This window comes from Paraburkholderia sp. MM5477-R1, assembly GCF_050436385.1.
In the GTDB taxonomy this organism is placed as follows: Bacteria; Pseudomonadota; Gammaproteobacteria; order Burkholderiales; family Burkholderiaceae; genus Paraburkholderia; species Paraburkholderia tuberum.
Genome location: NZ_JBNDMC010000007.1, coordinates 1,920,817 through 1,947,156 on the forward strand (window position 1 = coordinate 1,920,817; position 26,340 = coordinate 1,947,156).

A 26,340-nucleotide genomic window follows, 5' to 3' on the forward strand; every position below is an offset into this window, starting at 1 on the left:
AAGTCCTTGCGGACGGGTTGAGAGGCAGTTCCGTGCGCACGTGGCGATTGCTCGCGACTTCGTCACGCCCTGTCCCATGAACGACGAGGAGCTAAGAAGGAACATTCTTGCTCCCCATCACAAGGCATGTCAATGCTTGCTCCCGATTTTGCCGCAGTGCGATAGTTTTTTAATTATCGTTTTCCCTGTATGGCAAATCGCGCTTTAACGAATCAAATGATGCTTGCCGCGGGTAAATCCGAAAAACTCCTATGGCGCATGGCACTTAAGCATATTTATTCGTTCGGTCGCCCACACAGCTGGCGGGCGATTCGCGCTATCGGCGGGCCTTCGGGCAGCGCAACAAAAAATGCGTGTGAAGGCCGGGGAACGGGCCGTCAGCGACGGTCGGCAGTGGGATTCGCGAATAACGACCCGGTGCGCATTCACGCGAAATAAAACCTCGGCTCGATTTTAAAAGTATGACAAGATGCGCCCGCGCGCCATCCCGAATTAATCGGCAATTGATTGCGCCTGTTCGTCGATCCAGATCAACGCGGCCATGCGACCGGTCTCGCGATCACGGCGATACGAATAAAAACGCTCGCGCAACGTGACCGTGCACAGATCGCCGCCGCTGATGCGCGTAAGGCCGAGCCGCTGCAGGCGCAGGCGGGCCAGCGCCGGCAGATCGGCGAGATATTTGCCGGCATTCGCGGGATGCGCGACGAACGCCTGCGCGGTCGCGTCGCGCTGCGCATCGTCGGCACCGGTCATGAAGGCGTCACGCACGTCTGCGCCGACTTCGAATGCGGTGGGCCCGATCGACGGCCCGAGGTACGCATGCAGCTCGCTCGCCCGCACACCCGCCAGCGCCGCGACCCGCGCGGCGGTCTGCTCGACGATGCCCGCCGCGAGTCCGCGCCACCCGGCATGCGCGGCGCCGACCGCGCGCCCCGCTTCGTCGCACAACAGCACCGGCATGCAATCGGCGACCATGACGATGCACGCGATGCCCGCGCCATCGGTGACGCTCGCGTCGGCGCGCGCCGGCGCACCATGCTCGCGCGCGTGCGCGATCGCAACCTCGGCGCGGACGATGCCGGCGCCATGGATCTGTTCGAGCCACGCGGCCTCGCGAACACCGGCAAGCGCGACGAGCCGTGCGCGATTGCTCGCGACCGCGGCGGGATCGTCGCCGGTCTTCATGCCCAGATTCAGCCCGCCGGGCTGGTCGGCGCCGTCGCGCCAGCGGCCGAACGGCGCGTCGCTGACGCCGCCGTCGCGGGTGGTCACGAGCGCGCGCACGCGCGGCGACACGTTCCATGCGGGTTGCACGATATCGGCAAAACCCAGCTCCGGCAGATTGGTGCTCATGCGTGATCGTCCTCGTCGTGGTCGCTGTCTTCATCGTACGCGCCGTCGTCGACCGATGCATCGTAGTCCTCATCCTCGCCATACGCATCGTCGAACTCGCCCGCGTCGTCGCGACCCAGACCGAGCGCGGCTGACAACGCCTCGATGTCGGCCGGCACGTCGGCGCGCCATTGCATCGAGCGGCCGCTCTTCGGATGAATCAGGCCGAGCCGCCACGCGTGCAGCGCCTGGCGCGCGAAGCCGTCTGGCAGCGGCGCGACCGAGCGCTTGCCGCGCGCGCGTCCGTACACGGGATCGCCGAGCAACGGATGACCGATGTGCGCGCAATGCACGCGAATCTGATGCGTGCGCCCCGTCTCCAGATCGCAGTGAATCGCCGTGACCGGCTGACGCTGCCAGATCGCCGAGGCCACGCGCCGGAAATGCGTGCGCGCCGGCTTGCCGGCCGCGCCCGTCACCACGGCCATGCGCGTGCGCTCGCGCGGATCGCGGCCGATCGGCGCGTCGATCGTGCCTTCGTCGGGCAGGTTGCCCCACACGAGTGCGAGGTAGCGGCGCTTGACCGTGCGCGCCTGCAACTGGCGCACGAGGTCGGTTTGCGCCTCGAGCGTGCGCGCGACCACCATCAGCCCCGAGGTCTCCTTGTCGAGCCGATGCACGATGCCCGCGCGCGGCAGACCCGCCGCGGATTCGCCATAGCGGTAGAGCAGCCCGTTCAGCACGGTGCCGCTCCAGTTGCCAGCCGCCGGATGCACGACCATGCCGGCCGGCTTGTTGATCACGACGAGCGTGTCGTCCTCGTAGACGATGTCGAGCGGCACCGGCTCGGGCGTGAAGGCGAGCTGCTCGGGCAGCAGATCGGGCACGAGCTCGATCGTTGCGCCAAGCGGCACCGGCTGGCGGATCTTCGCCGCCTTGCCGTCGACGCGCACCCGCTGCGCCTCGATCCAGCTTTGCAGACGGCTGCGCGAGAACTCCGGGAATACTTTGGCGAGCACCTTGTCGAGGCGCTCGCCGGCCAGTTCGTCGGGTACCACGACGCTGCGCGGCGCTTCGTCGGCCGCGCGCACGGGCACGGGTGCCGCCGCGGCCGCAGAGCCTTGCGGGCTGCTTGCGGCGAGCGCGTCGCTGGAGAAATCGTCGTCGAGGGAATCGACGCCCAACGCGTCGGCCGGGTCGGCGCTTACGCTATAATCTTCGTTGCCATTCCCGGCGCCTGCGGCGCCTGGAGTATTTGAGCGGGTCATTGAATCTGGGTCACCTGGACGTAAAGCTAGACTGGAAAATGCGAGCCTTGAACACCATCACTGAAGCGGCGATCAATTTGGCGGCCATCAAGAAGGCGGCCCGGAAAGTGGCCGGATACATTGCGTGCGCCGCGGCCGTCGTCGCTGTTGCGGCTTGCCACGGCCTGCCGGAGAAGACCGACGAAACGGCAGCGTGGAACAACAACAAATTATATACGGAGGCGAACGACGCACTGACCGGTGGTGACTGGGGCAAGTGCGCGAAGTATTTCGAGCTGCTCGAGGGCCGCGACCCGTTCGGCCACTTCGCCCAGCAGGCGCAGATCAACGTCGCGTACTGCAACTGGAAAGACAACGAAAACGCCGCCGCCGACCAGGCCATCGACCGCTTCATCCAGCTGCACCCGGATCATCCGGACATCGCCTACGCGTATTACCTGAAGGGCATGATCCACTTCAACGACGACCTCGGTCTGTTCGGCCGCTTCTCGGGCCAGGATATGAGCGAGCGCGATCCGAAGTCGCTGCGCGAGTCGTATGACGCGTTCAAGGTCGTGGTGGACCGCTTCCCGAACAGCAAGTACGCGGCGGACGCCGCGCAGCGCATGCGCTACATCGTGAATGCGCTCGCATCGCACGAAGTCCACGCCGCGGACTACTACTATCGCCGCGGCGCCTATGTCGCCGCCATCAACCGTGCGCAGCTCGCATTGCGCGAGTACAAGAACGCGCCGGCCATCGAAGACGCGCTGCACATCATGATCCTGTCGTACGAGAAGCTGAACAACCAGCAACTCGCCGACGACACTCGTCGCGTGCTGGCCGGCACCTTCCCCGACAGCCCGTACGTGACCGGCCACGCACGTCCCGGCACGGCGAAGTCGTGGTGGCAGTTCTGAGCCCTCACGCGCCGACGGCACACTGACCTTCGTCTGAAAACGAAAACGCCACGACCTCGGTCGTGGCGTTTTCGTTTATGCGCGCCGCGAGACTCAATCGCGCTCGAACAGCGCAATCGATTCCACGTGCGACGTATGCGGGAACATATTGACGACGCCCGCGCCCACCAGCCGATAGCCGGCCTCATGCACGAGCAGCCCGGCATCGCGCGCGAGCGTGGCTGGCGCGCACGACACATAGACGATGCGCGTCGGCAGCGGCCCGTTGCCGCTCTGCGCGATCTCCGCGAGCGCCTTCGCGATCGCGAGCGCGCCTTCGCGCGGCGGATCGACGAGGAACTTGTCGAACTGGCCGAGGGCGCGCAAGTCGTCGGCGGTGACTTCGAACAGGTTGCGGCACGCGAACGACGTATGCCCGGCGACGCCATTCAGCTCCGCATTCGCGAGCGCGCGCTGGGTCAGCACTTCGCTACCCTCGATGCCGACCACTTCCCGCGAGATTCGCGCGAGCGGCAGCGTGAAGTTGCCGATCCCGCAGAACAGGTCGAGCACGCGGTCGGTGCGTGCCGGCGCCAGCAGGCGCAGCGCGCGGCTCACCAGCACGCGGTTGATCGCGTGATTGACCTGGGTGAAATCAGTTGGCTTGAATGGCATACGGATGCCGTATTCGGGCAGCGTGTAGTCGAGCTGCACGTCGAGAGGATAAAGCGGCGTGACCGTGTCGGGACCGCCCGGCTGGATCCAGAACTGCACCTTGTGCTCGTCCGCGAACTCGCGCAGCACCTGCTCGTCCCCGGCCGTCAGCGGTTCGAGGTTGCGCACGACGAGCGCCGTGACCGACGAGCCGACCGCGAGCTCGAGCTGCGGCACGCGGTCGTAGATAGACAGCTTGCGGACCATGAAACGCAGCGGCATCAGCATCGCCGACACGTGCGGCGGCAGCACCTCGCAGGTCTTCATGTCGGCGATATAGCTGCTCTTTTTCTCGTGAAAGCCGATGCGCATGCCGCCGCGCTCCGGCAGGTAGCGCACCGCGAGCCGCGCGCGATAGCGATAACCCCAGGACGGCCCGTGAATCGGCCGGAACACCGTTTCGGGGCGCAGCTTCGCCAGATGCTGCAGGCTGTCCTCGAGCACGCGCTGCTTGACCGCCACCTGCGCGCGCATGTCGAGATGCTGCATCGAGCAGCCGCCGCAGATGTTGAAGTACATGCATTTCGGCGTCGTGCGGAGCACGCTTTCGCGGAACACCTGGACGACTTCGGCCTGCTCGAATTTCGGCTTGCTGCGATGCGTCGAATAACTGACGAGTTCACCCGGCAGCGCGCCTTCGACGAACACGACCTTGCCTGGCGTGCCGTCTTCGCTCGTGGTGCGGCCCACGCCGCGCGCTTCCATATCGAGCGAAACGATTTCGATGAGCGGTTCGTTGCCGGTAATGACGGGCGCCGGCGCCGGGGCGTGCGCCCTGGCATGCTTCGATGAGCGCCGCGGCGAGCGACGTTGGGGGGCAGTTCGGGACACCTGCGGACTTCCTGACAAACTATGGGGAAAGGCGGGATTGTAGACGAAGCGCCGGGCTTGCCTGCGATGCGGTGCGGACCACACGCGGAGCGAGTGCGGATCGCGGCCCGGATTGCGGCTCCCCGGCAGAGGCTCTGCTCGCGCGCGCTTACTGCACGAACGCCGCCAGATACTCGGCCCATTGCGGCGCGCTTTCCAGCGCGAGCGCGTTCTTCACGAGGTTGATCTCGTCAGCATACTCCGACGGCGAAAAGCCACCGCGCATCAGTTGGAAGCGGCAATACAGCAGGTACGTATTGACGACGTCGGTCTCGCAGTAATTGCGGATTTCCTCGATACGCCCTTGCTGGAACGCCTGCCACACCTGACTGCCGTCCATGCCCATCTTGCCCGGAAAGCCGCACATCTTCGCGAGCGCGTCGAGCGGCGCGTTCGCGCGCGCCTGGTACATCGCGAGCACGTCCATCAGATCGGTGTGTCGCGCGTGGTAGCGGCTGATGTAGTTGTTCCACTTGAAGTCGCGGTCGTCCTCGCCGAGATCCCAGAACCGGTAGGCGGGGATGCCGTTGACGAGCGCGCGGTAGTTGAGCACCGGCAGATCGAAACCGCCGCCGTTCCACGACACGAGTTGCGGCGTGTACTTTTCGATCACGCGATAGAACGACTGCACGAGCGTCGCCTCGCCGTCCTCGGGCGTACCGAGCGAGCGCACGCGAAAACCGTTGTTGTCACGGAACACGCAGGAAATCGCCGCGACCCGCTGGAGGTGATGCGGCAGAAAATCGCTGCCAGTTTTTTCGCGGCGTGCGGCGAACGCGTGCTCGGCGACGTCGGCGTCGCTCATCGACGCGGGCAAATCTTCAAGCCGGCGGATGCCGGCGACATCGGGAATCGTCTCGATGTCGAAAACAAGAATCGGTGTCATCAGGTCAGAGAACGGCGTCTTTGCGGACACCGTTTGAGGCAAAGAAGCGCTTCAGTCGCACCAGCGCTTCCTGTTGGATCTGGCGCACACGCTCGCGCGTGAGGCCCATTTCGTCGGCCAGCTCCTCGAGCGTGGCGGGCTCGATGTGATTCAGACCGAAGCGCCGCTCGATCACATGGCGGTGCTTGTCCGACAAACGCGCGAGCCATGCGCGTGTCAGTGTTTCGAGTTCGCGATGCTGCACTTCGGCGTCTGGCGACTGGCTCTGGTCGTCCGACAGCAGATCGAGCAGGCTGCTCGCCGGATCGAGATCGAGCGGCGCATCGAGCGAGGCGGTGTGCTCGTTCAGCGCGAGGATGTCGGTGACTTCGTCGGTGGTCTTGCCGGTCAGATAAGCGATGTCGTCGATGCTCGCGTCGCGGCGCTCGGCCGCCTCCCCCGAATTCATCGAGTTCTTTTCCAGATGGCGCTTCGCGCGCAACACCTGGTTGAGCTCACGAATCACATGCACGGGCAATCGCACCGTACGCGCCTGGTTCATGATCGCGCGCTCGATGCTCTGGCGGATCCACCACGTCGCGTAGGTCGAGAAACGGAAGCCGCGCGTCGGATCGAATTTTTCGATTGCGTGCATGAGGCCGAGGTTGCCCTCCTCGATCAGATCGAGCAGCGGCACGCCGCGATTCAGATAACCCTTGGCAATGCTGACGACCAGCCGCAGATTGCGCTCGATCATCACCTGCCGCGCTTCGAACTCGCCGGCCTTGGCAAGGCGCGAATATTTCTGCTCTTCCTCGACGGTGAGCAACGGCTTCACGCTGATGCGATTCAGATAATGCTGGATCGTGTCGGCCGTGAGCTCGGCCTGCAGCAGTGCGCGGAAATCGTCGGCGTCGGGCGGCGCCTCGCCGGTGGTTTCGCGCGCGTCAGCGCTCTCGCTGTCGTCGAGGCCGCTCTGGCGTTCGTCGAGATCGCGCTCCTCCGCGACCTCTTCTTCCACTTCCGAAGCGCCGCTTTCGTCCACTGCGGCAGACGTGACTTCGCTGATCGTCTCAGACTCGGCTTGCGGCGGGCGGCGCTTCGATTTCGGCATGGTCGTATCGCTTATTGCGGCGGCAAATACTTCAGTGGGTCGACTGGTTTACCCTGTCGGCGAACTTCGAAATGCAACATCACACGGTCGGAATCGCTATTGCCCATCTCTGCGATCTTCTGCCCCTTCGTAACCGCGTCCCCCTCTTTTACCATCAAAGCGCGGTTGTGTGCATACGCGGTGAGATAAGTTGCATCATGCTTGATGATAATGAGATTGCCGTAACCACGCAGCCCATTTCCGGCATAGACGACGCGACCATCGGCTGACGCTTTAACCGGCTCGCCCGCCGAGCCGCCGATATTGACGCCCTTGTTGGTCGAGTCGTTGAACGTGTTGAGCAGCGGACCGCGCACCGGCCATGCAAATGCTACGTTGCCTGCCGCGGCGCTGCCGATGTCGGCGCTCGCCGCAGAGGGATTGGCCGGAGGCGCAGCTACCGCACCATTCGCGGGCGTACCGTTCGTCGCGCCGCCGTAGAGCGGCGGCATCGCGGCGCCGACCACGGCCGGCGCGTTGTTGTTCAGCGGTGCGCTTTGCACCGCGCCCGTGCTGCCGATCGGCGCGGTCGACACGCCCGGCGTCATGGCCGCGGTATTCGCGCCCGGCGGCACGACGCGCAGCAGCTGGTCGACTTCGATCTGATTCGGGTTGGTCAGGTTGTTCCACGTCGAGATGTCGCGGTAATTCTGGCCGTTTTCGAGCGCAATGCGGTACAGCGTATCGCCCGGCTTCACGCGATAGTAGCCGGGCGGCGGCGGGCCGAGCGGCACCGCCGGTTGCGCCGCGCCCTGCGCGGTGGCGAGCGTGCCGCCGCCGGAGCGGTCGACGACGGGCGCCTGGTCGAGCCGGGATGCACAGGCCGTCATCAACAGGGACAAGGCGAGCACGCACACGCTGCGCTGGGTTACGGTCAGGGGGGTATTCGGGGTGGTTCTCTGCATCGCGCGCAACATACTCATCGGTGTCAAATCACTCCGGATTTTAAGGGTACAAAGAAGACGCGATCAAGCCGCGACTCGCGCCATTGCGCGGGGCCGAGGCGCTCGATCAGCGTCAGCACCTGGCTCTGTCCTTCCTGCGAGCCGACCGGCGCAACCAGACGTCCGCCGATCGCAAGCTGCTCGAGCAACGCCTGCGGCACGTCGAGCCCGGCCGCCGCGATCACGATCGCGTCGAACGGGGCCGCCGACGGCAAACCGAGCCGCCCGTCGCCGTAATGCAGCCGGATATTCGGAATGCGCAGCGGACGCAGATTCGTCTTCGCGCGCTCGGACAGCGGCTTGATGCGTTCGATCGAATAAACCTCGCGCGCGACCTGGCTCAGCACCGCCGCCTGATAGCCGCAACCGGTGCCGATTTCGAGCACCGTGTTCAGCGCGCGCCCGGCCGCCGCGAGTTCGATCATTCGCGCAACCACCGACGGCTTCGAGATAGTCTGGTGATGACCGATCGGCAGCGCGGCATCTTCGTACGCCTGGGCCGCAAGACCCGGATCGACGAACATGTGGCGCGGCACCGCCGCCATCGCGTTCAGCACACGCTGATCGCTGACGCCATTGGCTCGCACGCGTTCGACCATGCGTTCGCGAACCCGTTCCGAGGTCAGCGCCAAGGCGTTGTTCATCGCGCCGCTCATTGCACCGGCCAACGCGGCGTTCGGCGCGGGTTTCGCGCTTTGCTGCAGTTGCGACTGGAGTGGCGATGGCGTCGCGCGTGCGCTGTGGCCAGGCGCATGCGTCGAGTTTTTGCCTGGCTTGACCGACGACTTTGGTGCTTGCTTGACAGGCTGCCCCGCCAATGCACCAGCCAACGAGTTCGCCGTTGTCTTTGCGACTGGCGCGGCCTGCGGCTTTGGCGGCATTGCACCGGTCGCCGCCGTTGACGTACCGAACGAAGCGCTTTGCGTCTTCGCCTGGGGAATCACCTGGGGTCGCGTCGCCGGCGTAGCTTGCGCAGCAGCTGAGGTCCTCGCTTGCGCCCGTGCGGCCGCGCCGCCCTGCGTCGGTTTCGCCGACTGCTGCCGTGCGTTCAACGCCGCGCTCGCCGCGAGCGCCGCCGCGCGCATCTCACCCGGACGTCCCTCGGGCCGGCGCGGTTCGCGCACCAGGTCCTCGAGACCTAACGGAAAGCGCTTCGCGCGCTCGCCGGTCATGAACTGCCGCTCCCGGCGCGCAGCCAGTCGCGCGCCGCGGGCAGCATTTGCGTGTAGGTCAGATCGAGCTGCAGCGGCGTGATCGACACGGCGCCGTTGGCCACCGCATGGAAGTCCGTGCCTTCGCTCGCGTCGCGCGCCTGGCCCGAGGCGCCGATCCAATAGATCGGTTCGCCGCGCGGATTGGTCTGGCGGATCACCGGCTGCGACGGATGACGTTTGCCGAGTCGCGTGATCTGCCAGCCGCGCAGTTCGTCATACGGCAGGTTAGGGATATTGACGTTCAGCAGCGGATGTCCCGGCAACGGCCGCGCGAGATAATGCCCGACGATTTCGGCGGCAACGCGGGCCGCGTCTTCGAGATGCGCCCAGTCCTTGTCGACGAGCGAGAACGCGATGGCCGGCACCCCGAACATGATGCCTTCGGTGGCGGCTGCGACGGTGCCGGAATACAGCGTGTCGTCGCCCATGTTTCTGGCCGTTGTTGATACCCGACACGACCAGGTCCGGTGTATGGTCGAGCATGCCGGTCAGTGCGATGTGCACCGAGTCGGTCGGCGTGCCGTTCACGTAGTAGAAACCGTTCGCCGAACGCAGGACCGACAGCGGCCGCCACAGCGTCAGGGAATTCGACGCGGCGCTGCAGTTCTGTTCGGGAGCCATCACGGTGACGTTGGCGATCGGCTTCAGCGCTTCGTAAAGCGCGGCGAGGCCCGGCGCCAGATAACCGTCGTCGTTGCTGAGTAGGATTCGCATGCGCCGATTGTAACCGAGGAAAGATGGCACGCGAACGACATGGACGGCGTGTCTGCGTGGCGTGCACAAGCGTCGTGCGAGCCAGTATTTTCCAGGTGCGCGAATGCTTGTATCGAACGCAAAGATGCTGCTTCGCACTGAATGCGCGGCCGTGCGCGCTCGTCGATGAAATCGGATCCTGTGCGTGCTTCGCGCTGTGCAATGCAATACGGCTTGCGCGAGAAGCGCGCGCGACGCATCGAAAGCGCGCTGCAAGTTGTAACCCGCAGCGCAATAAATCGCACGGTCGTGCGCTTTGTTTTACACTCGAAAACAGTGCCAACCCTGAACGATACGGAGACACGATGCGCGCGATTCGCTGCAAGCAGTACGGGCCGCCCGAGAGCCTGGTCGTCGACAACCTGGCGGATCTCGAAGCGCCGCCTGGCCACGTCGTGATCGACGTGAAGGCCGCGGCCGTCAATTTTCCCGACGTGCTGATCATCGAGAACAAATACCAGTTCAAGCCGCCGCTGCCGTTCACGCCCGGTTCGGAAGCCGCGGGCATCGTGCGCGCGGTGGGCGAAGGCGTCACGCAGTTCAAGCCTGGTTCGCGCGTGGCCGCGTTCACCGGCTCCGGCGGTTTTGCCGAGCAGGCGCTTGCGCCCGCCGCGGCCTGCGTGCCGCTCGACGATGACGTGTCGTTCGAACTCGCGGCCGCGTTCACGCTCGCGTATGGCACCTCGCATCACGCGGTGGTCGATCGCGGCGCGCTGCAGCCGGGCGAGACGATGCTCGTGCTCGGCGCGGCCGGCGGAGTCGGGCTGGCGGCGGTCGAAATCGGCAAGGCGCTCGGCGCGCGCGTGATCGCGGCGGCATCGAGCGACGAAAAGCTCGCGACCTGCGTGAAGCACGGCGCGGACGCGACGATCAACTACAACACCGAGGATCTGCGCGAGCGCATCAAGGCGCTCACCGACGGCAAAGGTCCAGACGTGATCTACGACCCGGTCGGCGGCGTGTATGCGGAGCCGGCGTTTCGCAGCATCGGCTGGAGGGGGCGTTATCTGGTGGTCGGCTTTGCGAATGGCGAGATTCCAAGGCTGCCGCTGAACCTGATGTTGCTCAAGGGCGCAAGCGTGGTCGGCGTGTTCTGGGGCGACTTCGCAAAGCGTGAGCCGCAGCGCAATCGCGCGGCATTCGAGCAGATGACCGGCTGGATTCGTGAAGGCAAGCTCAAGCCCTACGTGTCGGCCCGCTACTCGCTCGACGACACCGGCCGCGCGTTGCGCGACATGGCCGAGCGCCGCGTGATCGGCAAGGTGGTCATCACGCCGTAGCACAACCCATAAAGCAGCATCAAAAACGGCGCGGCGGCCGACTGCGATTTCGGCCGCCGCGCCGCTTGCGATCCACCTTCACAACTTCTCGGTATCCCCGGTGCGCGGCTGCCACTTCATCAAACGCCGCTCCGCGGTCCCGACGATCGCATCGAGAATCAGCGCGAACGCGGTCAACACCAGAATCCCCGCGAACACCGTGTTGATATCGAAGGTGCCCTCGGCCTGCAGGATCAGATAGCCGACGCCGCGCGCCGAGCCCAGATACTCGCCCACCACCGAGCCGACGAACGCAAGCCCCACCGACGTATGCAGGCTCGAAAACACCCAGCTCATCGCGCTCGGCAGATAGACGAAACGCAGCAGCTGTTTGCGGTTCGCGCCGAGCATGCGCGCGTTCGCGAGCACGACCGGGCTCACTTCCTTCACGCCCTGGTAGACGTTGAAAAACACGATGAAGAACACCAGCGTGACGCCGAGCGCGACCTTCGACCAGATGCCGAGGCCGAACCACACGCCGAAGATCGGCGCGAGAATCACGCGCGGCATCGAGTTCGCGGCCTTCACGTACGGATCGAACAGCGCGCTCGCGGTCGGCGCGAGCGCGAGCCACAGGCCGACGCCGAGCCCGATCGTGGTGCCAAAGACGAACGCGAGCACGGTCTCGACGAGCGTGATCCACAGATGCAGATAGATCTCGCCGCCCGTGAACCATTCCCAGATCCGCTGCAGTACTTTCTGCGGCTCGCCAAAGAAAAACGCCGCCTTGTTCGGATCGTCGAAATAGAACGGCGGTATCAGCGTCGGGCTCGTCAGCACGTACCACAGCACGAAGCACAGCACGAGCAGCAGCCACTGCCAGATCACCAGATTCGCCCGGCTCGGGCGCAACGTCTTCCACATGACTTGGTTTGCCTTGGACGATTATTGAACACGTCTTCTTTTCGATGCGCAGGCGGGGATGCGCGGCACATTTAAACAGCGGTCAGTTGCTGCTGATAACCCTTGAGCACCTCATCGCGCAGCACACCCCAGAGCTGCGCATGCAACTCGACGAAGCGCGGATGCGAACGGATTTCGGCGACATCGCGCGGCCGCGGCAGATCGATCCGGAACTCGCCGATCGGATGCGTCGCAGGCCCGGCCGACAGTACCACCACGCGGTCCGACATCGCGATCGCTTCGTCGAGATCGTGCGTAATGAACAGCACGGCCTTGCGCTTCGCGGCCCAGAGATCGAGCAGCTCGTTTTCCATCAACTGCCGCGTTTGAATATCCAGCGCGGAAAACGGCTCGTCCATGAGGATGATGTCGGGGTCGAGGATCAGCGTCTGCGCCATCGCGACGCGCTTGCGCATGCCGCCCGACAGCTGATGCGGATAGCGGTCGCCGAAGCCGCCGAGGCCGACACGCTTCAACCACTCTTCGGCCTTCGCGCGCGCTTCCGAGGCCGGCACGCGGTGAAACGACAGGCCGGCCATCACGTTGTCGAGCGCCGAGCGCCACGGCATCAGCGCATCTGCCTGGAACATATAGCCCGCTCGGCGATTCAGGCCACTGAGCTGTTCGCCGAACACGCTGACGCCGCCCGCCGACGGCTGGAGCAGCCCCGCGCCGATGTTCAGCAGCGTGGACTTGCCGCAGCCAGTCGGCCCGACGACCGACACGAACTCGCCGGGCTCGATACGCAGCGTCGTGTCCTTAACTGCTGTGTAGCGCTGTGCGCGGTTGTCACGCGCGGCGAACGTGCAGGTGATGTTTTCGAGCGCCAGGGCAGCAACGGTCATCGTACGGCTCGCTTCGGGAATCGGGTTAGCGGGGAGTTGTCGCGGCGACGCTGGGGCGACGGCTGTGGACGCGGCGAATCGCCCTGTCCACGTCCCATTCGATGCGCCTGTGCGCGCGCCGCGTCGTTTATGCCTTGACGGTCGCGAGCGCCTTCTTCACGAAGTCGTTGGTCCACGTCTTCGACAGATCGATCTGCGCGTTCTGGATCACCGGATCGAACGCTTTCAGCGTCTTCAGCGACGTCGCGGGACCGTCGGCGGGCATCAGGCCGTCGGGCGACATCGCTTCGCGCACGTGCTGCCACGCGTCGAGATAGAGCGCGCGGTCGCCGAGCAGATAGCTCTCCGGCACCGTGTTGATCAGTTCGCTGCCGCTCGCGTTCTGCAGCCACTTGAGCGCGCGCACCATCGCATTGGTCAGCGCCTGCGTGGTGTTCGGGTTCTTCGTGATGAACGACTGCGATGCGTACAGGCAGCCCGCCGGCATGTCGCCGCCGAACACGATGCGCGTATCGGTGAGCGTGCGGGTATCCGACACGACGCGCACGTCGCCGGCGCGCTCGAGGCGCGTGACGACCGGATCGAGATTGGCGATCGCGTCGATCTGCCCGGACTGCAGCGCGGCGATCGCGCCGGCACCGGCGCCCACGCCGATGAACGCGACGTCCTTCGGACTGAGCCCTGCTTTCGCGAGGACGAAGCTCGCCATGATCGACGTCGACGAACCCGGCGCGGTCACGCCGATCTTCTTGCCCTTCAGATCGGCGATCGACTTGTAGTTCGGCATCGTCTTCTTCGACACCGCCAGCACGATCTGCGGCGCGCGGCCCTGCAGCACGAATTCGCGGAACATCTGCTTTTGCGCCTGCAACAGCAGCGTGTGTTCGAACGCGCCGGAGACCACGTCGGCGCTTCCGCCGACTGCCGCCTTCAACGCCTGCGAGCCGCCCGCGAAGTCGGAAATCTCGACTTCGAGCCCCTCGTCCTTGAAGTAGTTGCGGCGCTCGGCGATCGTCAGCGGCAGGTAGTAGAACAGGTTCTTGCCGCCGACCGCGATGGCGACCTTGGTGGTCTCGGGCTTGCCCTGCGCGAAAGCGAACGGCGTGGCAGCGAGCGAGGCGCCCGCGAGCGCCGCACCGCCGGCGAGGAAGGTTCTGCGTTGCATGGTCCGTTGTCTCCAGATTTTTTGTCGTCCGGCTTTTTGACCGCCCGTGTGCGCGTTGCGCAAGCGCTTGGCCACGGTGTGGGGCTGCCGGTCGCAAGGCGCGAATCGTGCGTCAGCGCCGCGCTTTACGCGCCTTTCTCTATGCGTTGCGCTGTGCGCATCAGACGATCTGTTGCGCCCGCAACCGCGCGATGCCGTCAGCATCATAACCTAGCGATTGCAGGACTTCATCGGTATGTTCACCCAGTTCCGGCCCCAGCCAGCGCGTCTCACCGGGCGTCGCCGACAGCTTCGGCGTAACCGCGGGCAGCGTGATTTCCTTGCCGTCCTGCCATTTGAACCGCTGGATCATCTGCCGCGCGATGAACTGCGGATCGGTGAACATATCGGCGACGCTGTAGATGCGGCCCACCGGCACGTCGGCCGCGTTCAGCACCGCGAGCGCTTCGTCGATCGTGCGCGTGGACAGCCACGCGCCGATCGCGGCGTCGATTTCCTGCGTGCGCAGCACGCGGCCATCGTTATGCGCGAGCGCTGGATCGTTGGCGAGATCGTCGCGTTCGATCGCGATCATCAGGCGCCTGAAGATCGGATCGCTATTGCCGCCGATCACGATGCTGCCGTCGCGGCACGGATACGTGTTCGACGGCACGATGCCCGGCAGAGACGCGCCGGTACGCTCGCGCACCATGCCGTAGACGCCGTATTCGGGCACCACGCTTTCCATCATGTTGAAGACGGCCTCGTACAGCGCGACGTCGACGACCTGCCCCTTGCCGCCATTCATCTGCTTGTGATGCAGCGCCATCAGCGCGCCGATCACACCGTGCAGCGCGGCGATCGAATCGCCGATCGAAATGCCGATGCGCGGCGGCGGCAGATCCGGATAGCCGGTGATATGGCGCAGACCGCCCATCGACTCGGCGATCGCGCCGAAGCCGGGCCGGTCGCGATACGGGCCCGTCTGGCCGTAGCCCGACAGACGCACCATCACGAGGCCGGGGTTCTCGGCGGACAGCACGTCGTAGCCGAGCCCGAGCTTTTCGAGCAGACCGGGCCGAAAATTCTCGACGACGATATCGGCCTCTTTCGCGAGGCGCCGCACGATCTCCTTGCCCTCTTCGGCTTTCAGGTTGATCGTGACGGACTTCTTGTTGCGCGCCTGCACGGCCCACCACAGCGACGTACCGCCGACTTCCGGGTACAGCTTGCGCCATTTGCGCAGCGGGTCGCCGCCTTTGGGGTCTTCGATCTTGACGACGTCGGCGCCGAACTCGCCGAAAAAACGCGCGGCGAACGGCCCGGCGATCAGCGTGCCGAGTTCCAGCACCTTGACGCCGGCGAGCGGACCGCACGCGTCATGCGGTGCGGCGCTCGCGCCTGATTCGGGGGTGGCGCTCATGAGTCTCCTTGGTTCTGCATCGTTGTGTACCCGGTCTGTCTGGTTTGCAACGACTTGCGACGATGCGTGCCTGGACGGATATGGCGGCAGCCAACGAAAGCCGCGCGGCTACATCGAACGACGGTCGAGCATCGCGCGCGCGATCGTGCCCGCGTCGACGTACTCGAGCTCGCCGCCCACCGGCACGCCGCGCGCGAGACGCGTCACGGCAAGGCCGCGCGCCTTCAGCGTCTGTCCGAGGTAATGCGCGGTGGCCTCACCCTCGTTGGTGAAATTGGTGGCCAGCACGACTTCCTTGACGACGCCATCCGACGCGCGCTTCACGAGCCGGTCGAAATGGATTTCCTTCGGGCCGATGCCGTCGAGCGGACTCAACCGCCCCATCAGCACGAAATAGAGGCCGCGATAGGTCATCGTCTGTTCGAGCATGATCTGGTCGGCCGGCGTTTCGACGACGCACAGCAGCGACGGATCGCGCTCCTCGTCGAGGCACACCTCGCAGATCTGCGCTTCGGTAAATGTGTTGCACTTTTCGCAGTGACGCAGATGCTCGGTCGCGAACAACAGCGAGCGCCCGAGCTTTTCGGCGCCTTCGCGATCGTGCTGCATCAGGTGATACGCCATGCGCTGCGCGGACTTCGGCCCGACACCGGGCAGCGCGCGCAGCGCTTCGACGAGCGCCGACAGGGCGGAAGGTTGTTTCATGCGGATCGGCGTCGACGTGGGTGGTGCTCGGGTGGGCGAATTGGGATGCAGGGGTGTTGCTCGAACCGGGCCGCGCTTTCACGCCGTGACGACGCTTTCACGCGCGGCTGCAGGTTCGATGTTTCCAGCCTGCACGCGGCGCGCGGCGGCGAGCGTCTGCGTTCGCACCGCGGCAATGAACCGCCGCGTCGCTCACCCGCTTCAGCCCGTTCTCAATCAGAACAGGTTCAGAACGGCAGCTTGAAACCCGGCGGCAGCGGCAGGCCGGCGGTCATGCCGCCCATCTTTTCCTGCGCGGTCGCCTCGGCCTTGCGCACGGCGTCGTTGAACGCGGCGGCGACGAGATCTTCCAGCATGTCCTTGTCGTCGGCGAGCAGGCTCGGGTCGATCGACACGCGGCGCACGTCGTTCTTGCAGGTCATCGTCACCTTGACGAGACCGGCACCCGACTGCCCCTCGACTTCGATCTGCGCGAGTTGCTCCTGCATCTTCTTCATGTTTTCCTGCATCTGCTGGGCTTGCTTCATCAGCCCGGCGAGTTGGCCTTTCATCATGGACGTGCTCCTTCTAGATAGCGTGGAATCTGGCATTCCGGCGCCGCGCTGCGACGACGCCGCGAACGATGGATCAGTGGGCCGGCGACGCGCCGTTGGGGGCGGCGTCCGGGGTAATCGGGCGGATCGAGCCCGGCACGATGCTCGCGCCGAACTCGCGAATCAGCGACTGCACAAACGGATCGGCGCTGATCTCGCGCTCGGCTTCCTGCTGGCGCTGCGCGCGCAGCTTCGCGTCGTGCGCGGCGGCGGTACGGCGCGCCGGGCCGACTTCGACCTGCACGTCGACGTTCTGGCCGAGCCGCTCGACGAGCGCTGCCTTCAGTTTAGCGAGCTGCGACGCTTCTGCGTATTGCGGCACCGGCACGTTGAGCTTCAGCGTGCTGCCGTCGAGCGCCATCAGTTCGCTGTTGAACGCAAGCTGATACGAGATGCCCTTCAGCGGCAGATCGACGGCGAGCGCCGGCCAGTCGCCGGTGAAACCTAGCGGATCGAGCGGCACGGCAGGCGGCAGCGGGCGCGTATCGGCGACCGGCGCCGGCGCGGCGGCCTGCGCGGCCGCGCCGTCCATGCGGACGTCGTCGGGGCCGCGGTCGAACACCGGCACGAAGTCGTCGTCTGGCGGAATGAAGTACGCGTCGTCCGCGGCCGACAACGGCAGGTAGTCGTCGGGCGGCATGTCGTCCCATGGTGAGATCGACGGGCTGTTCTGCTGCGCATTGCTGCTCGCGCCGCTGTTTGCGTCGCGAGCGGGCGCAGCCTGCGCGGCGGTGTCCTGCGACGCGCGGCGTGACGCACCGGGCGTCGGCACCGGCACGACCACACGCGGCGCGGCGGGTTTCGGTGCGGCCGGCTTCGGTGCGGCGGGTGCGGCCGGCTTCGCGGACACGTCCGTGTTAGCACGGCCACGGTCGGACGATACTTTCATGCCGGCGTTGCGCAGCACGTCGAGCGCGGCGCTGGCGCCGCCCGCGCGGCGCGGCGCGGAGTCGGCTGCGGCCGCCGGTGCCGCCGTTGAAGCGGGCGCCGCCAATTCCGGCCGCGCTTCCGGTTCCGGTGACGTGGCCTCTTCCGCGCGACCAGGCGCGGCAGTTGCAAGCGCGCTCGGTGCGGACGAAGGTGCGATGTCGGAAACTTCGTTCGAGACCGGCGCGCTCGAGTTGTCGATCGTGGCGACGGCCTTCGCGGGCGCGTCTTCCCACGGCGCCAGCGGGGGTGCCGTAATGGCAGGCGCTTCTGTCACGCGGGCGACTTCGGCGTTGGGCGATTGCGGTGCTTCTTCAGATTGCGCGGAGTCGGCTGCGGGCTTCGCGATCGGCTTTGCAGTCGGCGCTGTCGATTTCATCGCGTCGCCCTGCTCCTCGCCGGCAACGCCTACCTGAGGTCCGCGAACGGGCGCAGCAGCTGCCATGGCCGTCGCGGACGACGATGACAGCGCGCGCAGCGCGGCAACCGTCGGTGCACCCGAGCGCTGCGCACCGGCGCCGGCGCCGCCCGCACCGCTCTGCGTGCCAGCGGCTCCCGCCGCTCCGCCACCGCCGCCTGTCGGCGCCGGCTCGAACGCGAGCATGCGCAGCAGCGTCATCGTGAAGCCCGCGTATTCGTCGGGCGCGAGGCCCAGTTCGCTTCGGCCGATCGTCGCGATCTGATAGAACAGTTGCACCTGCTCGGCGCTCAACGCGTCGGCGAAACGGCGCAAATCGGCCGCCTCCGGCCATTCGTCGAGCACCGACGAAGGCGCGAACTGCGCCCACGCGATCCGATGCAGCAGGCTCGCCAGGTCTTGCAGCGCCGTCGAGAACGACAGGCTGCGCAAGGCCATCTCGTCGGCGACCGCCAGCACCGCCGCGCCGTCGCCCTGCCCGAGCGCGTCGAGCAGGCGGATCAGATAGCTTTGGTCGAGCGCGCCGAGCATGCCGCGCACCGCGTCTTCACTGACCTGGTTCGCCGAATAGGCGATCGCCTGATCGGTCAGCGATAGCGCGTCGCGCATCGAACCGTCGGCCGCGCGCGCGAGCAGGCGCAACGCCTGCGCCTCGTGAGGCACGCTCTCTTCGCCGAGAATGCGTTCGAGATGCGACACGATATGGCCGGCCGGCATCTGCTTCAGATTGAACTGCAGACAGCGCGACAGCACGGTGACCGGAATCTTCTGCGGGTCGGTGGTCGCGAGGATGAACTTGACGTGCGGTGGGGGCTCTTCGAGCGTCTTCAGCATCGCGTTGAACGCGTGGTTCGTCAGCATGTGCACTTCGTCGATCATGTAGACCTTGAAGCGCGCATCGACGGGCGCGTACACCGCGCGCTCGAGCAGCGCGGCCATTTCATCGACGCCACGATTACTCGCCGCGTCCATTTCGACGTAATCGACAAAGCGCCCTTCGTCGATCTCGCGACACGCACGGCATACGCCGCACGGCGTCGACGTCACGCCGGTCTCGCAATTGAGCGCCTTCGCGAAGATGCGCGACAGCGTGGTCTTGCCGACGCCGCGCGTACCTGTAAACAAATAGGCATGGTGCAGACGGCCGCCGTCGAGCGCATGGGTGAGCGCGCGCACCACGTGCTCCTGTCCGACGAGCGAAGCGAAATCCTTCGGCCGCCATTTGCGTGCGAGAACTTGATAGGTCATCCGGAAATTGTATCAGTAACAATGGCGCGCAAAACCGATTCGGGAAGACGCGTGAAATGCGCGAAACGGCCACGACGACGCTCCATCCGAAGACGGCGAACGATCAATACAAAAGCTGGGAATGACTGAGGACAGACTGCGCAGAAGCCGTGAAAACGGTCGCGGAGAAAAAAGCAAGGAAAGGTGACGAGCCCGACCCTCGGCACTGGTGGAAAACGGCTGTGGCTGCTTCGTTCCCGACCTGACCAGGTTGACCATCCCTCCATGCGAGGAGGCCCGTCACGAAGGATTCTATCATTGCCGCGCGCATTGTGCGACTGTTGACACGGGCAAAGCGCGAACGACGCTCCGCTTCGAACGGCTTCGCGCGGTTTGCGGCCGCTTTCTGCACGCCGCCAGACACCCTCCCGGCCACCGCGGCGACGCCCGCCACGCGCGGCACTTGAGTTCGCCGCGCGCGACTCCATTTAGATTGCAACGCGGCCGCCGTGAGCCGCAGAAACCGGCCGACGCTGCGGCGGCGGCCTATTAGCCCCACTGCCTTGATGAGTACTATCGCCATCGGCAACGCATAGCGAATTAAGCTACACTGCCAGTTGAAAGACCCGCATACGCGACTCTTTCCGTGCATTGCGTGAAAATCCGGCGTTTTTTCAGACGGTTTTTCTGATTTTCACAGGCATGCGCGGCGAGGCTCCGGATGCGGCCAAGCGAACAGAAGTTTTCCCAGTTTTTGACGTATCGTGGCGAGCAATTCAGGCGGGCCTCGAACCGACAGAGGTATTCATAAATGAGCGAACAAATCAAGCATATTAGCGACGCATCGTTCGAACAGGACGTCGTGAAATCCGATAAACCCGTGCTGCTCGATTTCTGGGCCGAATGGTGCGGTCCGTGCAAGATGATCGCGCCGATCCTCGACGAGGTTGCGAAGGACTACGCCGATCGCCTGCAAGTCGCGAAGATCAATGTCGACGAGCATCAGTCCACGCCGGTCAAGTTTGGCGTGCGCGGCATCCCCACATTGATCCTGTTCAAGAACGGCGCTGTTGCCGCTCAGAAGGTCGGAGCTCTGTCGAAGTCGCAACTCACCGCGTTCCTCGACGGCAACCTGTAAAGCAAGCAGTACGCCGCGGCGCTCGCGGGTCCATCGCGCGCCGCAGGCAGCTGGAGAATCGGGCGCATCGGGTGAGCAAACCACCGCGCCCGCCGGTCAAGCGTGTTGTCAGCTGGCAACACGCTTTGCAACAAAGATGCCGCGCTGCCGCACTGGCTTAAATTGGCGTGTGCTATGCTAGAATCCACAAAACGTCGAAAAGACGTGTAAGTCTTTGAGCGGTTCCGCTCACCCTCCTCCCAGATTTCATTTCGTCGCACCTTCTCCTGCGGGTTCTCCGTATGCATTTATCCGAGCTTAAGACTCTGCACGTGTCCCAATTGATCGAGATGGCCAATGGCCTCGAGATCGAAAGCGCGAACCGCCTGCGCAAGCAGGAATTGATGTTCGCCATTCTAAAAAAACGAGCCAAAGCGGGCGACACGATCTTCGGCGACGGCACCCTCGAAGTGCTGCCGGACGGTTTCGGCTTCCTGCGTTCGCCGGAAACCTCCTACCTCGCCAGCACGGATGACATCTACATCAGCCCGTCGCAAATCCGCCGCTTCAATCTGCATACGGGCGACACGATCGAAGGCGAAGTGCGCACGCCGAAAGACGGCGAACGCTATTTCGCGCTGGTGAAGGTGGACAAGGTCAACGGCCAGCCGCCGGAGGCCTCGAAGCACAAGATCATGTTCGAAAACCTGACGCCGCTGCACCCGAACAAGGTGCTGCTGCTCGAACGTGAAATGCGTGGCGAAGAGAATGTGACCGGCCGCATCATCGACATGATCGCGCCCATCGGCAAGGGCCAGCGCGGCCTGCTCGTCGCGTCGCCGAAGTCGGGCAAGACCGTGATGCTTCAGCACATCGCGCACGCGATCAAGCAGAACCATCCCGACGTCGTGCTGTTCGTGCTGCTGATCGACGAGCGTCCGGAGGAAGTGACGGAAATGCAGCGTTCGGTGGCCGGCGAAGTGATCGCCTCAACGTTCGACGAACCCGCCGCGCGTCACGTGCAGGTCGCCGAAATGGTGATCGAGAAGGCCAAGCGCCTCGTCGAAATGAAGAACGACGTCGTGATTCTGCTCGACTCGATCACGCGTCTCGCGCGCGCTTACAACACGGTGGTACCGGCCTCGGGCAAGGTGCTGACGGGTGGTGTCGACGCGAACGCGCTGCAGCGCCCGAAGCGGTTCTTCGGCGCGGCGCGCAACATCGAGGAAGGCGGATCGCTGACCATCATCGGCACGGCGCTGATCGAAACCGGCAGCCGCATGGATGATGTGATCTACGAAGAGTTCAAGGGCACCGGCAACATGGAAGTGCACCTCGAGCGCCGTCTCGCCGAGAAGCGCGTCTACCCGTCAATCAACCTGAACAAGTCGGGCACGCGCCGCGAAGAGCTGCTGATCAAGCCCGAAGCGCTGCAGAAGATCTGGGTACTGCGCAAGTTCATTCATGACATGGACGAAGTCGAGTCGATGGAATTCCTGCTCGACAAGATCCGCCAGACGAAGAGCAATTCCGAGTTCTTCGACATGATGCGTCGTGGCGGCGGCAGCTAACGCGCGACGTTCGTGCTGGCCGTATTAGTCGGCAACTGCAACGCATGAAAAACCGCTCGCAAACTGCGAGCGGTTTTTTTCGTCCATCGTTCGCAGAGACAATGCGCCGCCTCAACATCAGCGTGAACGTACACGCGGTTTCTCGGAGGGGCCTCGGCTATCCCGTCGAGAACACCGGGCGGCTCGTCGGCGCCACGTCGCTGATTTCGGCGAGCGCGCTGTTCGTCTATCTGCGTTTTGCGAAGCTGCTGCCGCGCAAGAAGTGGATCATCGTGCCGGGCTTCGGGGTGGCCGCGTTCGCGGCCGGGTGGATCACACGCATGTCACCGGACGTCGGCGAGGCGGCGCTCGCCCTGCCGCCGCTGCTGCTGCGCGGCCTGCTGTTGCTGTTCATCGTGCCGCCGGTCGCGAATCTGACGTGCCGCATCTTGATCGAGGAGGAGTTCACGCACGGCTACCGGCTGAAAAACATCGTCCGGCAGTTGACCATCTCCTTCGCGACCGCCTCGGTGATCATCGTCGAGCAGCACCGGCTCGCGCTGCATCAAAGTCGCCTCGCGGAGTCCGTGAATCCGTACAATCCGGTCTACCAGAACACGCTCGCGACGCTGGCGCGCGGCTCCGCCGCCGCCGGTCATGCGGCGAGCGAAGCGCACGCGCTCGCGATCGCGTCGATCAGCCGGTCGATTGGGCAGCAGGCCAGTTTGCTCGCGTCGCTCGACGGTTTCTATTTTCTGATCGGCGTCGCGATATGCGGCGGCCCGTTCGCCGCGTGGCAAAAACAGATCGACTGAAGGTGGGCTCCAAGCATGCTGTCGAAACTCACGAACTGGCTGGGCGCACGGCGTCGCGAGCGCGCGCTGCGCGACTACGCGATCGACGATTCCTTGTGGCAGACGATACTCGCCGGCCTACCCTTTCTCACGCATCTGGAAGCGCCGGATCTCGCGCGGCTGCGCGAGATGACGACTCTCTTCCTCGCGCAGAAGGAGTTCTCGACCGCGCACGAGCTCGAGCTGACCGATGCGATGACGGTCGGCATCGCCGCGCAGGCGTGCCTGCCGGTGCTGAACCTGAGCCTCGATCTGTATCGCGGCTGGGTCGGCGTGATCGTCTATCCGGGCGAGTTCGTGATCCGCAAGACCGTTGAAGACGAAGATGGCGTCGTGCACGAGATCGAACACGACGCCAGCGGCGAGGCGTGGGAAGGCGGCCCGGTGGTGCTGTCATGGGAAGACGCGCAGATGACCGATGGCAGCGACGCATACAACGTCGTGATCCACGAGTTCGCGCACAAAATCGACATGCTCAACGGCGAAGCGGATGGCCACCCGCCGCTGATGCGCCGCTGGCACGCGCCGCTCGATGCGCAGGCATGGGCCGATGTGTTCGACCATGCATACGATCACTTCTGTGCGAAAGTCGACGCGGTGCCCGAGCGACGCTGGGCGCGTTTCGAACGCGAGTCGCTGATCGATCCGTATGCGGCGGACCATCCGTCGGAATTTTTTGCCGTATGCAGCGAGGCGCTGTTCGTGCGGCCCCAAGCGTTCGAGGCGGAGTATCCGGAACTGTACCGACTGCTCGCGCGCTACTACCGGCAAGATCCAGCGCGCGTCGGTTTGACGTTCATGCCCATTTGAGACGCCGCGAATGTGGGCGCCGCTTGCGCCGCAATAGAATCCGCTGGCAGAAAAATCGCCAAGCGACTGATTTTCTGGCATAATCGCGGTTTTTCGACCGTAGGCAAGTGGCTCGCGCCTGAAGGCAGTCCCATTCGAGGCTGCACGCGGGTTGGCTACCGCCAGATTAAAGGAAAGACCATGAAAGAAGGCATTCACCCGAATTACCGCGAAGTCCTGTTCGTCGACATGTCGAACGACTTCAGGTTCGTGACGCGCTCGACCATCCAGACGCGCGAAACCGCGGAATTCAACGGCAAGACCTACCCGCTCGCGAAGATCGAAGTGTCGTCGGAATCGCATCCGTTCTACACCGGCCAGCAAAAGATCATGGACACGGCCGGCCGCGTCGAGAAGTTCAACAAGAAGTTCGGCGCACGTGCTTCGGGCAAGGCAGTAAAGTAATACCGCAACGGTGCCGGCTGCCGGCCGGCAACGGAGCAAACAGAAAGGGCAGCGCGAGCTGCCCTTTTTTGTCGCCTGCGCTTGTGCGCCCGCTGGGTCGCACGCCGCGCGAAGCCTTCAGCCGGAAGTAGCACGCCGCGCTTTCGCGACACTGTGTTACAGCTTGTCCGTTGACGTTGCCGGGCGTTACCGGCCGTGACGTGCATCGCACGGCACGACTACAATGCCGGATGCTCGAAACGGGCCCTCGCGCCCTGACCTGCCGGGCCGCTCCGGCTGCATCGTTTATCCAGACTCCACACACCGCATGAGACCTGTCGTTCGCCTCACTGCCTCTGCGACCAGTGCGTTGCCGCGCTGGCTGCTGCTGGCCATCTGTATCGTCTACGCCTCGTTCGGCCTGTTCGGCCGCGATCCGTGGAAGAACGAGGACGCAGCCGGCTTTGGTGTGATGTGGACGATGGCGAACGGCGGCGCGCACGACTGGCTGCTGCCGAATCTGGTCGGCAAATATCTGACCGAGGACGGCCCGCTCGGCTACTGGCTCGGCGCGAGCGCGATCCGCGTCCTCGCACCGTGGGTCGACGCGAGCAACGCGTCGCGCGTGTTCACGGGCCTGCTGTTCTGCGCGGGCTGTGCGTTCGTCTGGTACGCGGCGTATCTGCTCGGCCGGCGTCCCGAAGTGCAGCCATTCAAATATGCGTTCGGCGGCGAGCCGGAACCGCGCGACTATGGCCGCACGCTCGCCGATGGCGCACTGCTGATCCTGCTCGCGTGCTTCGGCCTCGCCGAGCGCGGTCACGAGACCACGCCGCAGCTCGCGCAGTTCGTCTGCATCGCGATGCTCGTGTACGGCCTCGTGCGCATGATCGACAAGCCGATTCAGGGCGCGCTGATCTGGGGTCTCGCGATCGGCCTCGTCACACTCGCGAGCAGCCCGGTGCTGGTCGGCGCGCTGCTGCTCGGCACGCTCGCGATGACACTGATCGTACGCGAAACGCGATCGCGCTGGCTGCTGCTCGCGGGTCTGCCCGTGGCGCTCGTGCTCGCGGTGTCGTGGCCGATCATCGCGCTCACCGCGTTCCCGGACGACGCTGTCTGGTATCTGAACCAGTGGCTGCACGTGAGCCTGAGTTCGTTCGCGGGCCCGCCCGGCTCGGTCGCCGCGTATGCGCTGAAAAACCTGCCGCTCTTCACATGGCCCGCCTGGCCACTCGCGCTGTGGTCGTGGTTCAGCTGGCAGGGACTGCGGCGCGCGCCGCACGTGGCGATTCCGCTGTCGGTGATCGGGCCGCTGTTCGTGCTCGTCGTGCTGCAAAGCCATCAGTCGAACCGACTCTACATGCTGCTGCTGCCGCCGCTCGCGGTGCTCGCCACTTTCGCGCTGCCGACGCTCAAGCGCGGCGCGATCAACGCGATCGACTGGTTCGCGCTGCTGAGCTTCACGATCCTCGGCAGCTTCGTATGGCTCGTGTATGTGGCAGGCCTGACCGGCTTTCCGCATCCGCTCGCGCGCAATCTCGCGCGACTCGCGCCCGGCTTCGTGCCGCAGTTCAAGATTCTGTCGTTCGTGTGCGCGGTCGCGGTGACCGTGTGCTGGTTCCTGCTGGTGCGCTGGCGCCTCGCGCGTCATCCGAAGGTGCTGTGGCGCAGCGTCGTGCTGTCGAGCGCCGGCACCACGCTGATGTGGGTGCTGCTGATGACGCTGTGGCTGCCGGTCGTCAACTACAGCCGGACCTATCGCGACGTTGCGCAGCAGATCGCCGCCCACTTGCCCGATGACTACACGTGCATCGCGCCGGTCCGTCTCGGCAATGCGCAGATCGCGACATTCGCGTATTTCGGCGACATGCATTTCTCGTTCGACCAGGACTGCGACGTGATCCTGCGTCAGGACTCGCAGGACTACGGCAACCCGAGCGCGATGCCCGACTACATCTGGAAGCTCGTGTGGGAAGGCCGCCGCGCCGCCGACCGCGACGAGCGCTTCCGCCTGTACGTGCGCATCGACCGTCCCAAGCCGCCGCCCGGCAAGCGCCGCAACTGGCACAAGAAGCGCGACTGACC

At 65.0% G+C, this 26,340-nt stretch carries 21 protein-coding genes, 1 other RNA gene and 2 pseudogenes; 8 read left to right on the forward strand and 16 right to left on the reverse strand.

Annotated elements, in window-relative coordinates; genetic code table 11:
* Positions 1-492: 492 nt before the first annotated feature.
* Together pgeF and OKW35_RS37650 are read right to left on the reverse strand one after the other, a co-directional pair.
* A complete protein-coding gene (pgeF, locus tag OKW35_RS37645) occupies positions 493-1,356 on the reverse strand; it encodes a peptidoglycan editing factor PgeF (RefSeq protein ID WP_429554711.1) in 864 nt (287 codons plus the stop codon).
* Positions 1,353-2,603: an RluA family pseudouridine synthase gene (locus OKW35_RS37650; protein WP_429554712.1), complete on the reverse strand. Its 1,251-nt coding sequence runs from the start codon at positions 2,601-2,603 to the stop codon at positions 1,353-1,355. The genes pgeF and OKW35_RS37650 overlap by 4 nt, the downstream gene beginning before the upstream one ends.
* Before the next feature lie 38 nt (positions 2,604-2,641).
* Here OKW35_RS37650 and OKW35_RS37655 point away from each other — a divergent pair, with 38 nt between their 5' ends.
* On the forward strand, positions 2,642-3,502 hold the full coding sequence (locus OKW35_RS37655; RefSeq protein ID WP_090804648.1) for an outer membrane protein assembly factor BamD: 861 nt from the start codon (positions 2,642-2,644) through the stop codon (positions 3,500-3,502).
* A 93-nt stretch (positions 3,503-3,595) separates the two neighbouring features.
* On the opposite strand, the gene rlmD is transcribed toward OKW35_RS37655, so the two are convergent.
* From rlmD to surE, 6 genes and pseudogenes are all read right to left on the reverse strand, one after another.
* Complete coding sequence (gene rlmD, locus OKW35_RS37660) at positions 3,596-5,026, reverse strand: 23S rRNA (uracil(1939)-C(5))-methyltransferase RlmD (protein ID WP_429554713.1); 1,431 nt, start codon at positions 5,024-5,026, stop codon at positions 3,596-3,598.
* Positions 5,027-5,174: 148 nt separating this feature from the next.
* Entirely contained in the window at positions 5,175-5,951 is a 777-nt protein-coding gene (locus OKW35_RS37665) for a 3'-5' exonuclease (RefSeq protein ID WP_184028919.1), read from the reverse strand.
* A gap of 4 nt (positions 5,952-5,955) precedes the next feature.
* A complete protein-coding gene (gene rpoS, locus OKW35_RS37670; protein ID WP_018418126.1) occupies positions 5,956-7,044 on the reverse strand; it encodes an RNA polymerase sigma factor RpoS in 1,089 nt (362 codons plus the stop codon).
* An 11-nt stretch (positions 7,045-7,055) separates the two neighbouring features.
* Complete coding sequence (locus tag OKW35_RS37675) at positions 7,056-8,006, reverse strand: peptidoglycan DD-metalloendopeptidase family protein (protein ID WP_184028933.1); 951 nt, start codon at positions 8,004-8,006, stop codon at positions 7,056-7,058.
* Positions 8,007-8,011: 5 nt separating this feature from the next.
* Positions 8,012-9,199, reverse strand: coding sequence for a protein-L-isoaspartate(D-aspartate) O-methyltransferase (locus OKW35_RS37680; RefSeq protein ID WP_429554714.1), 1,188 nt, complete (start codon positions 9,197-9,199; stop codon positions 8,012-8,014).
* A pseudogene (surE, locus tag OKW35_RS37685) lies at positions 9,196-9,955 on the reverse strand (5'/3'-nucleotidase SurE). Before surE ends, OKW35_RS37680 begins: the two are co-directional and overlap by 4 nt.
* A gap of 344 nt (positions 9,956-10,299) precedes the next feature.
* On the opposite strand from surE, the gene OKW35_RS37690 reads away from it, so the two are divergent.
* Positions 10,300-11,274, forward strand: a complete 975-nt coding sequence (locus OKW35_RS37690; protein WP_090804634.1) for an NADPH:quinone oxidoreductase family protein — start codon at positions 10,300-10,302, stop codon at positions 11,272-11,274.
* A gap of 78 nt (positions 11,275-11,352) precedes the next feature.
* On the opposite strand, the gene OKW35_RS37695 is transcribed toward OKW35_RS37690, so the two are convergent.
* The 8 genes from OKW35_RS37695 to ffs form a co-directional block, all read right to left on the reverse strand.
* Positions 11,353-12,177, reverse strand: a complete 825-nt coding sequence (locus OKW35_RS37695; protein ID WP_090804632.1) for an ABC transporter permease — start codon at positions 12,175-12,177, stop codon at positions 11,353-11,355.
* Positions 12,178-12,248: 71 nt separating this feature from the next.
* Complete coding sequence (locus tag OKW35_RS37700) at positions 12,249-13,061, reverse strand: ABC transporter ATP-binding protein (RefSeq protein WP_184064908.1); 813 nt, start codon at positions 13,059-13,061, stop codon at positions 12,249-12,251.
* A gap of 127 nt (positions 13,062-13,188) precedes the next feature.
* Positions 13,189-14,226, reverse strand: coding sequence for an ABC transporter substrate-binding protein (locus OKW35_RS37705; RefSeq protein ID WP_429355466.1), 1,038 nt, complete (start codon positions 14,224-14,226; stop codon positions 13,189-13,191).
* 160 nt (positions 14,227-14,386) lie between these two features.
* Positions 14,387-15,628, reverse strand: coding sequence for a CaiB/BaiF CoA transferase family protein (locus tag OKW35_RS37710; protein ID WP_429406156.1), 1,242 nt, complete (start codon positions 15,626-15,628; stop codon positions 14,387-14,389).
* 108 nt (positions 15,629-15,736) lie between these two features.
* Positions 15,737-16,333, reverse strand: a complete 597-nt coding sequence (gene recR / locus OKW35_RS37715; RefSeq protein ID WP_018418135.1) for a recombination mediator RecR — start codon at positions 16,331-16,333, stop codon at positions 15,737-15,739.
* A 227-nt stretch (positions 16,334-16,560) separates the two neighbouring features.
* The gene (locus OKW35_RS37720) at positions 16,561-16,887 is read right to left on the reverse strand and encodes a YbaB/EbfC family nucleoid-associated protein (protein ID WP_008923976.1); all 327 of its coding nucleotides are present in this window, start codon (positions 16,885-16,887) and stop codon (positions 16,561-16,563) included.
* 73 nt (positions 16,888-16,960) lie between these two features.
* Positions 16,961-19,519 (reverse strand): DNA polymerase III subunit gamma/tau, encoded by a 2,559-nt coding sequence (locus tag OKW35_RS37725; RefSeq protein WP_429554715.1) that lies wholly within the window; start codon positions 19,517-19,519, stop codon positions 16,961-16,963.
* Between the two features lie 182 nt (positions 19,520-19,701).
* An RNA gene (gene ffs, locus OKW35_RS37730) (signal recognition particle sRNA small type) lies at positions 19,702-19,800 on the reverse strand.
* A 509-nt stretch (positions 19,801-20,309) separates the two neighbouring features.
* Here ffs and trxA point away from each other — a divergent pair.
* From trxA to OKW35_RS37760, 6 genes and pseudogenes are all read left to right on the forward strand, one after another.
* Entirely contained in the window at positions 20,310-20,636 is a 327-nt protein-coding gene (gene trxA, locus OKW35_RS37735; protein ID WP_013089343.1) for a thioredoxin TrxA, read from the forward strand.
* A gap of 281 nt (positions 20,637-20,917) precedes the next feature.
* The gene (rho, locus tag OKW35_RS37740) at positions 20,918-22,186 is read left to right on the forward strand and encodes a transcription termination factor Rho (protein WP_026225411.1); all 1,269 of its coding nucleotides are present in this window, start codon (positions 20,918-20,920) and stop codon (positions 22,184-22,186) included.
* 149 nt (positions 22,187-22,335) lie between these two features.
* A pseudogene (locus OKW35_RS37745) lies at positions 22,336-22,980 on the forward strand (MFS transporter); the annotation flags it as partial.
* A 15-nt stretch (positions 22,981-22,995) separates the two neighbouring features.
* Positions 22,996-23,829 carry a zinc-dependent peptidase gene (locus OKW35_RS37750; protein WP_429406160.1) on the forward strand — a complete coding sequence of 278 codons (834 nt, stop codon included), beginning with the start codon at positions 22,996-22,998 and terminating at the stop codon, positions 23,827-23,829.
* A 180-nt stretch (positions 23,830-24,009) separates the two neighbouring features.
* Positions 24,010-24,273 (forward strand): type B 50S ribosomal protein L31, encoded by a 264-nt coding sequence (locus OKW35_RS37755; RefSeq protein ID WP_090804621.1) that lies wholly within the window; start codon positions 24,010-24,012, stop codon positions 24,271-24,273.
* A gap of 307 nt (positions 24,274-24,580) precedes the next feature.
* Positions 24,581-26,338 carry an ArnT family glycosyltransferase gene (locus tag OKW35_RS37760; protein WP_429406162.1) on the forward strand — a complete coding sequence of 586 codons (1,758 nt, stop codon included), beginning with the start codon at positions 24,581-24,583 and terminating at the stop codon, positions 26,336-26,338.
* Positions 26,339-26,340 lie beyond the last annotated feature (2 nt).

Coding starts and splice junctions, on each gene's coding strand:
- OKW35_RS37695 (WP_090804632.1), bottom strand. CDS start 12,177: ATGTGGAAGACGTTGCGCCCGAGCCGGGCGAATCTGGTGATCTGGCAG.
- OKW35_RS37700 (WP_184064908.1), bottom strand. CDS start 13,061: ATGACCGTTGCTGCCCTGGCGCTCGAAAACATCACCTGCACGTTCGCC.
- rpoS (WP_018418126.1), bottom strand. CDS start 7,044: ATGCCGAAATCGAAGCGCCGCCCGCCGCAAGCCGAGTCTGAGACGATC.
- OKW35_RS37655 (WP_090804648.1), top strand. CDS start 2,642: ATGCGAGCCTTGAACACCATCACTGAAGCGGCGATCAATTTGGCGGCC.
- OKW35_RS37750 (WP_429406160.1), top strand. CDS start 22,996: ATGCTGTCGAAACTCACGAACTGGCTGGGCGCACGGCGTCGCGAGCGC.
- OKW35_RS37650 (WP_429554712.1), bottom strand. CDS start 2,603: ATGACCCGCTCAAATACTCCAGGCGCCGCAGGCGCCGGGAATGGCAAC.
- recR (WP_018418135.1), bottom strand. CDS start 16,333: ATGAAACAACCTTCCGCCCTGTCGGCGCTCGTCGAAGCGCTGCGCGCG.
- rho (WP_026225411.1), top strand. CDS start 20,918: ATGCATTTATCCGAGCTTAAGACTCTGCACGTGTCCCAATTGATCGAG.
- OKW35_RS37675 (WP_184028933.1), bottom strand. CDS start 8,006: ATGAGTATGTTGCGCGCGATGCAGAGAACCACCCCGAATACCCCCCTG.
- OKW35_RS37720 (WP_008923976.1), bottom strand. CDS start 16,887: ATGATGAAAGGCCAACTCGCCGGGCTGATGAAGCAAGCCCAGCAGATG.
- OKW35_RS37710 (WP_429406156.1), bottom strand. CDS start 15,628: ATGAGCGCCACCCCCGAATCAGGCGCGAGCGCCGCACCGCATGACGCG.
- OKW35_RS37665 (WP_184028919.1), bottom strand. CDS start 5,951: ATGACACCGATTCTTGTTTTCGACATCGAGACGATTCCCGATGTCGCC.
- OKW35_RS37725 (WP_429554715.1), bottom strand. CDS start 19,519: ATGACCTATCAAGTTCTCGCACGCAAATGGCGGCCGAAGGATTTCGCT.
- OKW35_RS37690 (WP_090804634.1), top strand. CDS start 10,300: ATGCGCGCGATTCGCTGCAAGCAGTACGGGCCGCCCGAGAGCCTGGTC.
- OKW35_RS37680 (WP_429554714.1), bottom strand. CDS start 9,199: ATGACCGGCGAGCGCGCGAAGCGCTTTCCGTTAGGTCTCGAGGACCTG.
- trxA (WP_013089343.1), top strand. CDS start 20,310: ATGAGCGAACAAATCAAGCATATTAGCGACGCATCGTTCGAACAGGAC.
- OKW35_RS37760 (WP_429406162.1), top strand. CDS start 24,581: ATGAGACCTGTCGTTCGCCTCACTGCCTCTGCGACCAGTGCGTTGCCG.
- pgeF (WP_429554711.1), bottom strand. CDS start 1,356: ATGAGCACCAATCTGCCGGAGCTGGGTTTTGCCGATATCGTGCAACCC.
- OKW35_RS37705 (WP_429355466.1), bottom strand. CDS start 14,226: ATGCAACGCAGAACCTTCCTCGCCGGCGGTGCGGCGCTCGCGGGCGCC.
- OKW35_RS37755 (WP_090804621.1), top strand. CDS start 24,010: ATGAAAGAAGGCATTCACCCGAATTACCGCGAAGTCCTGTTCGTCGAC.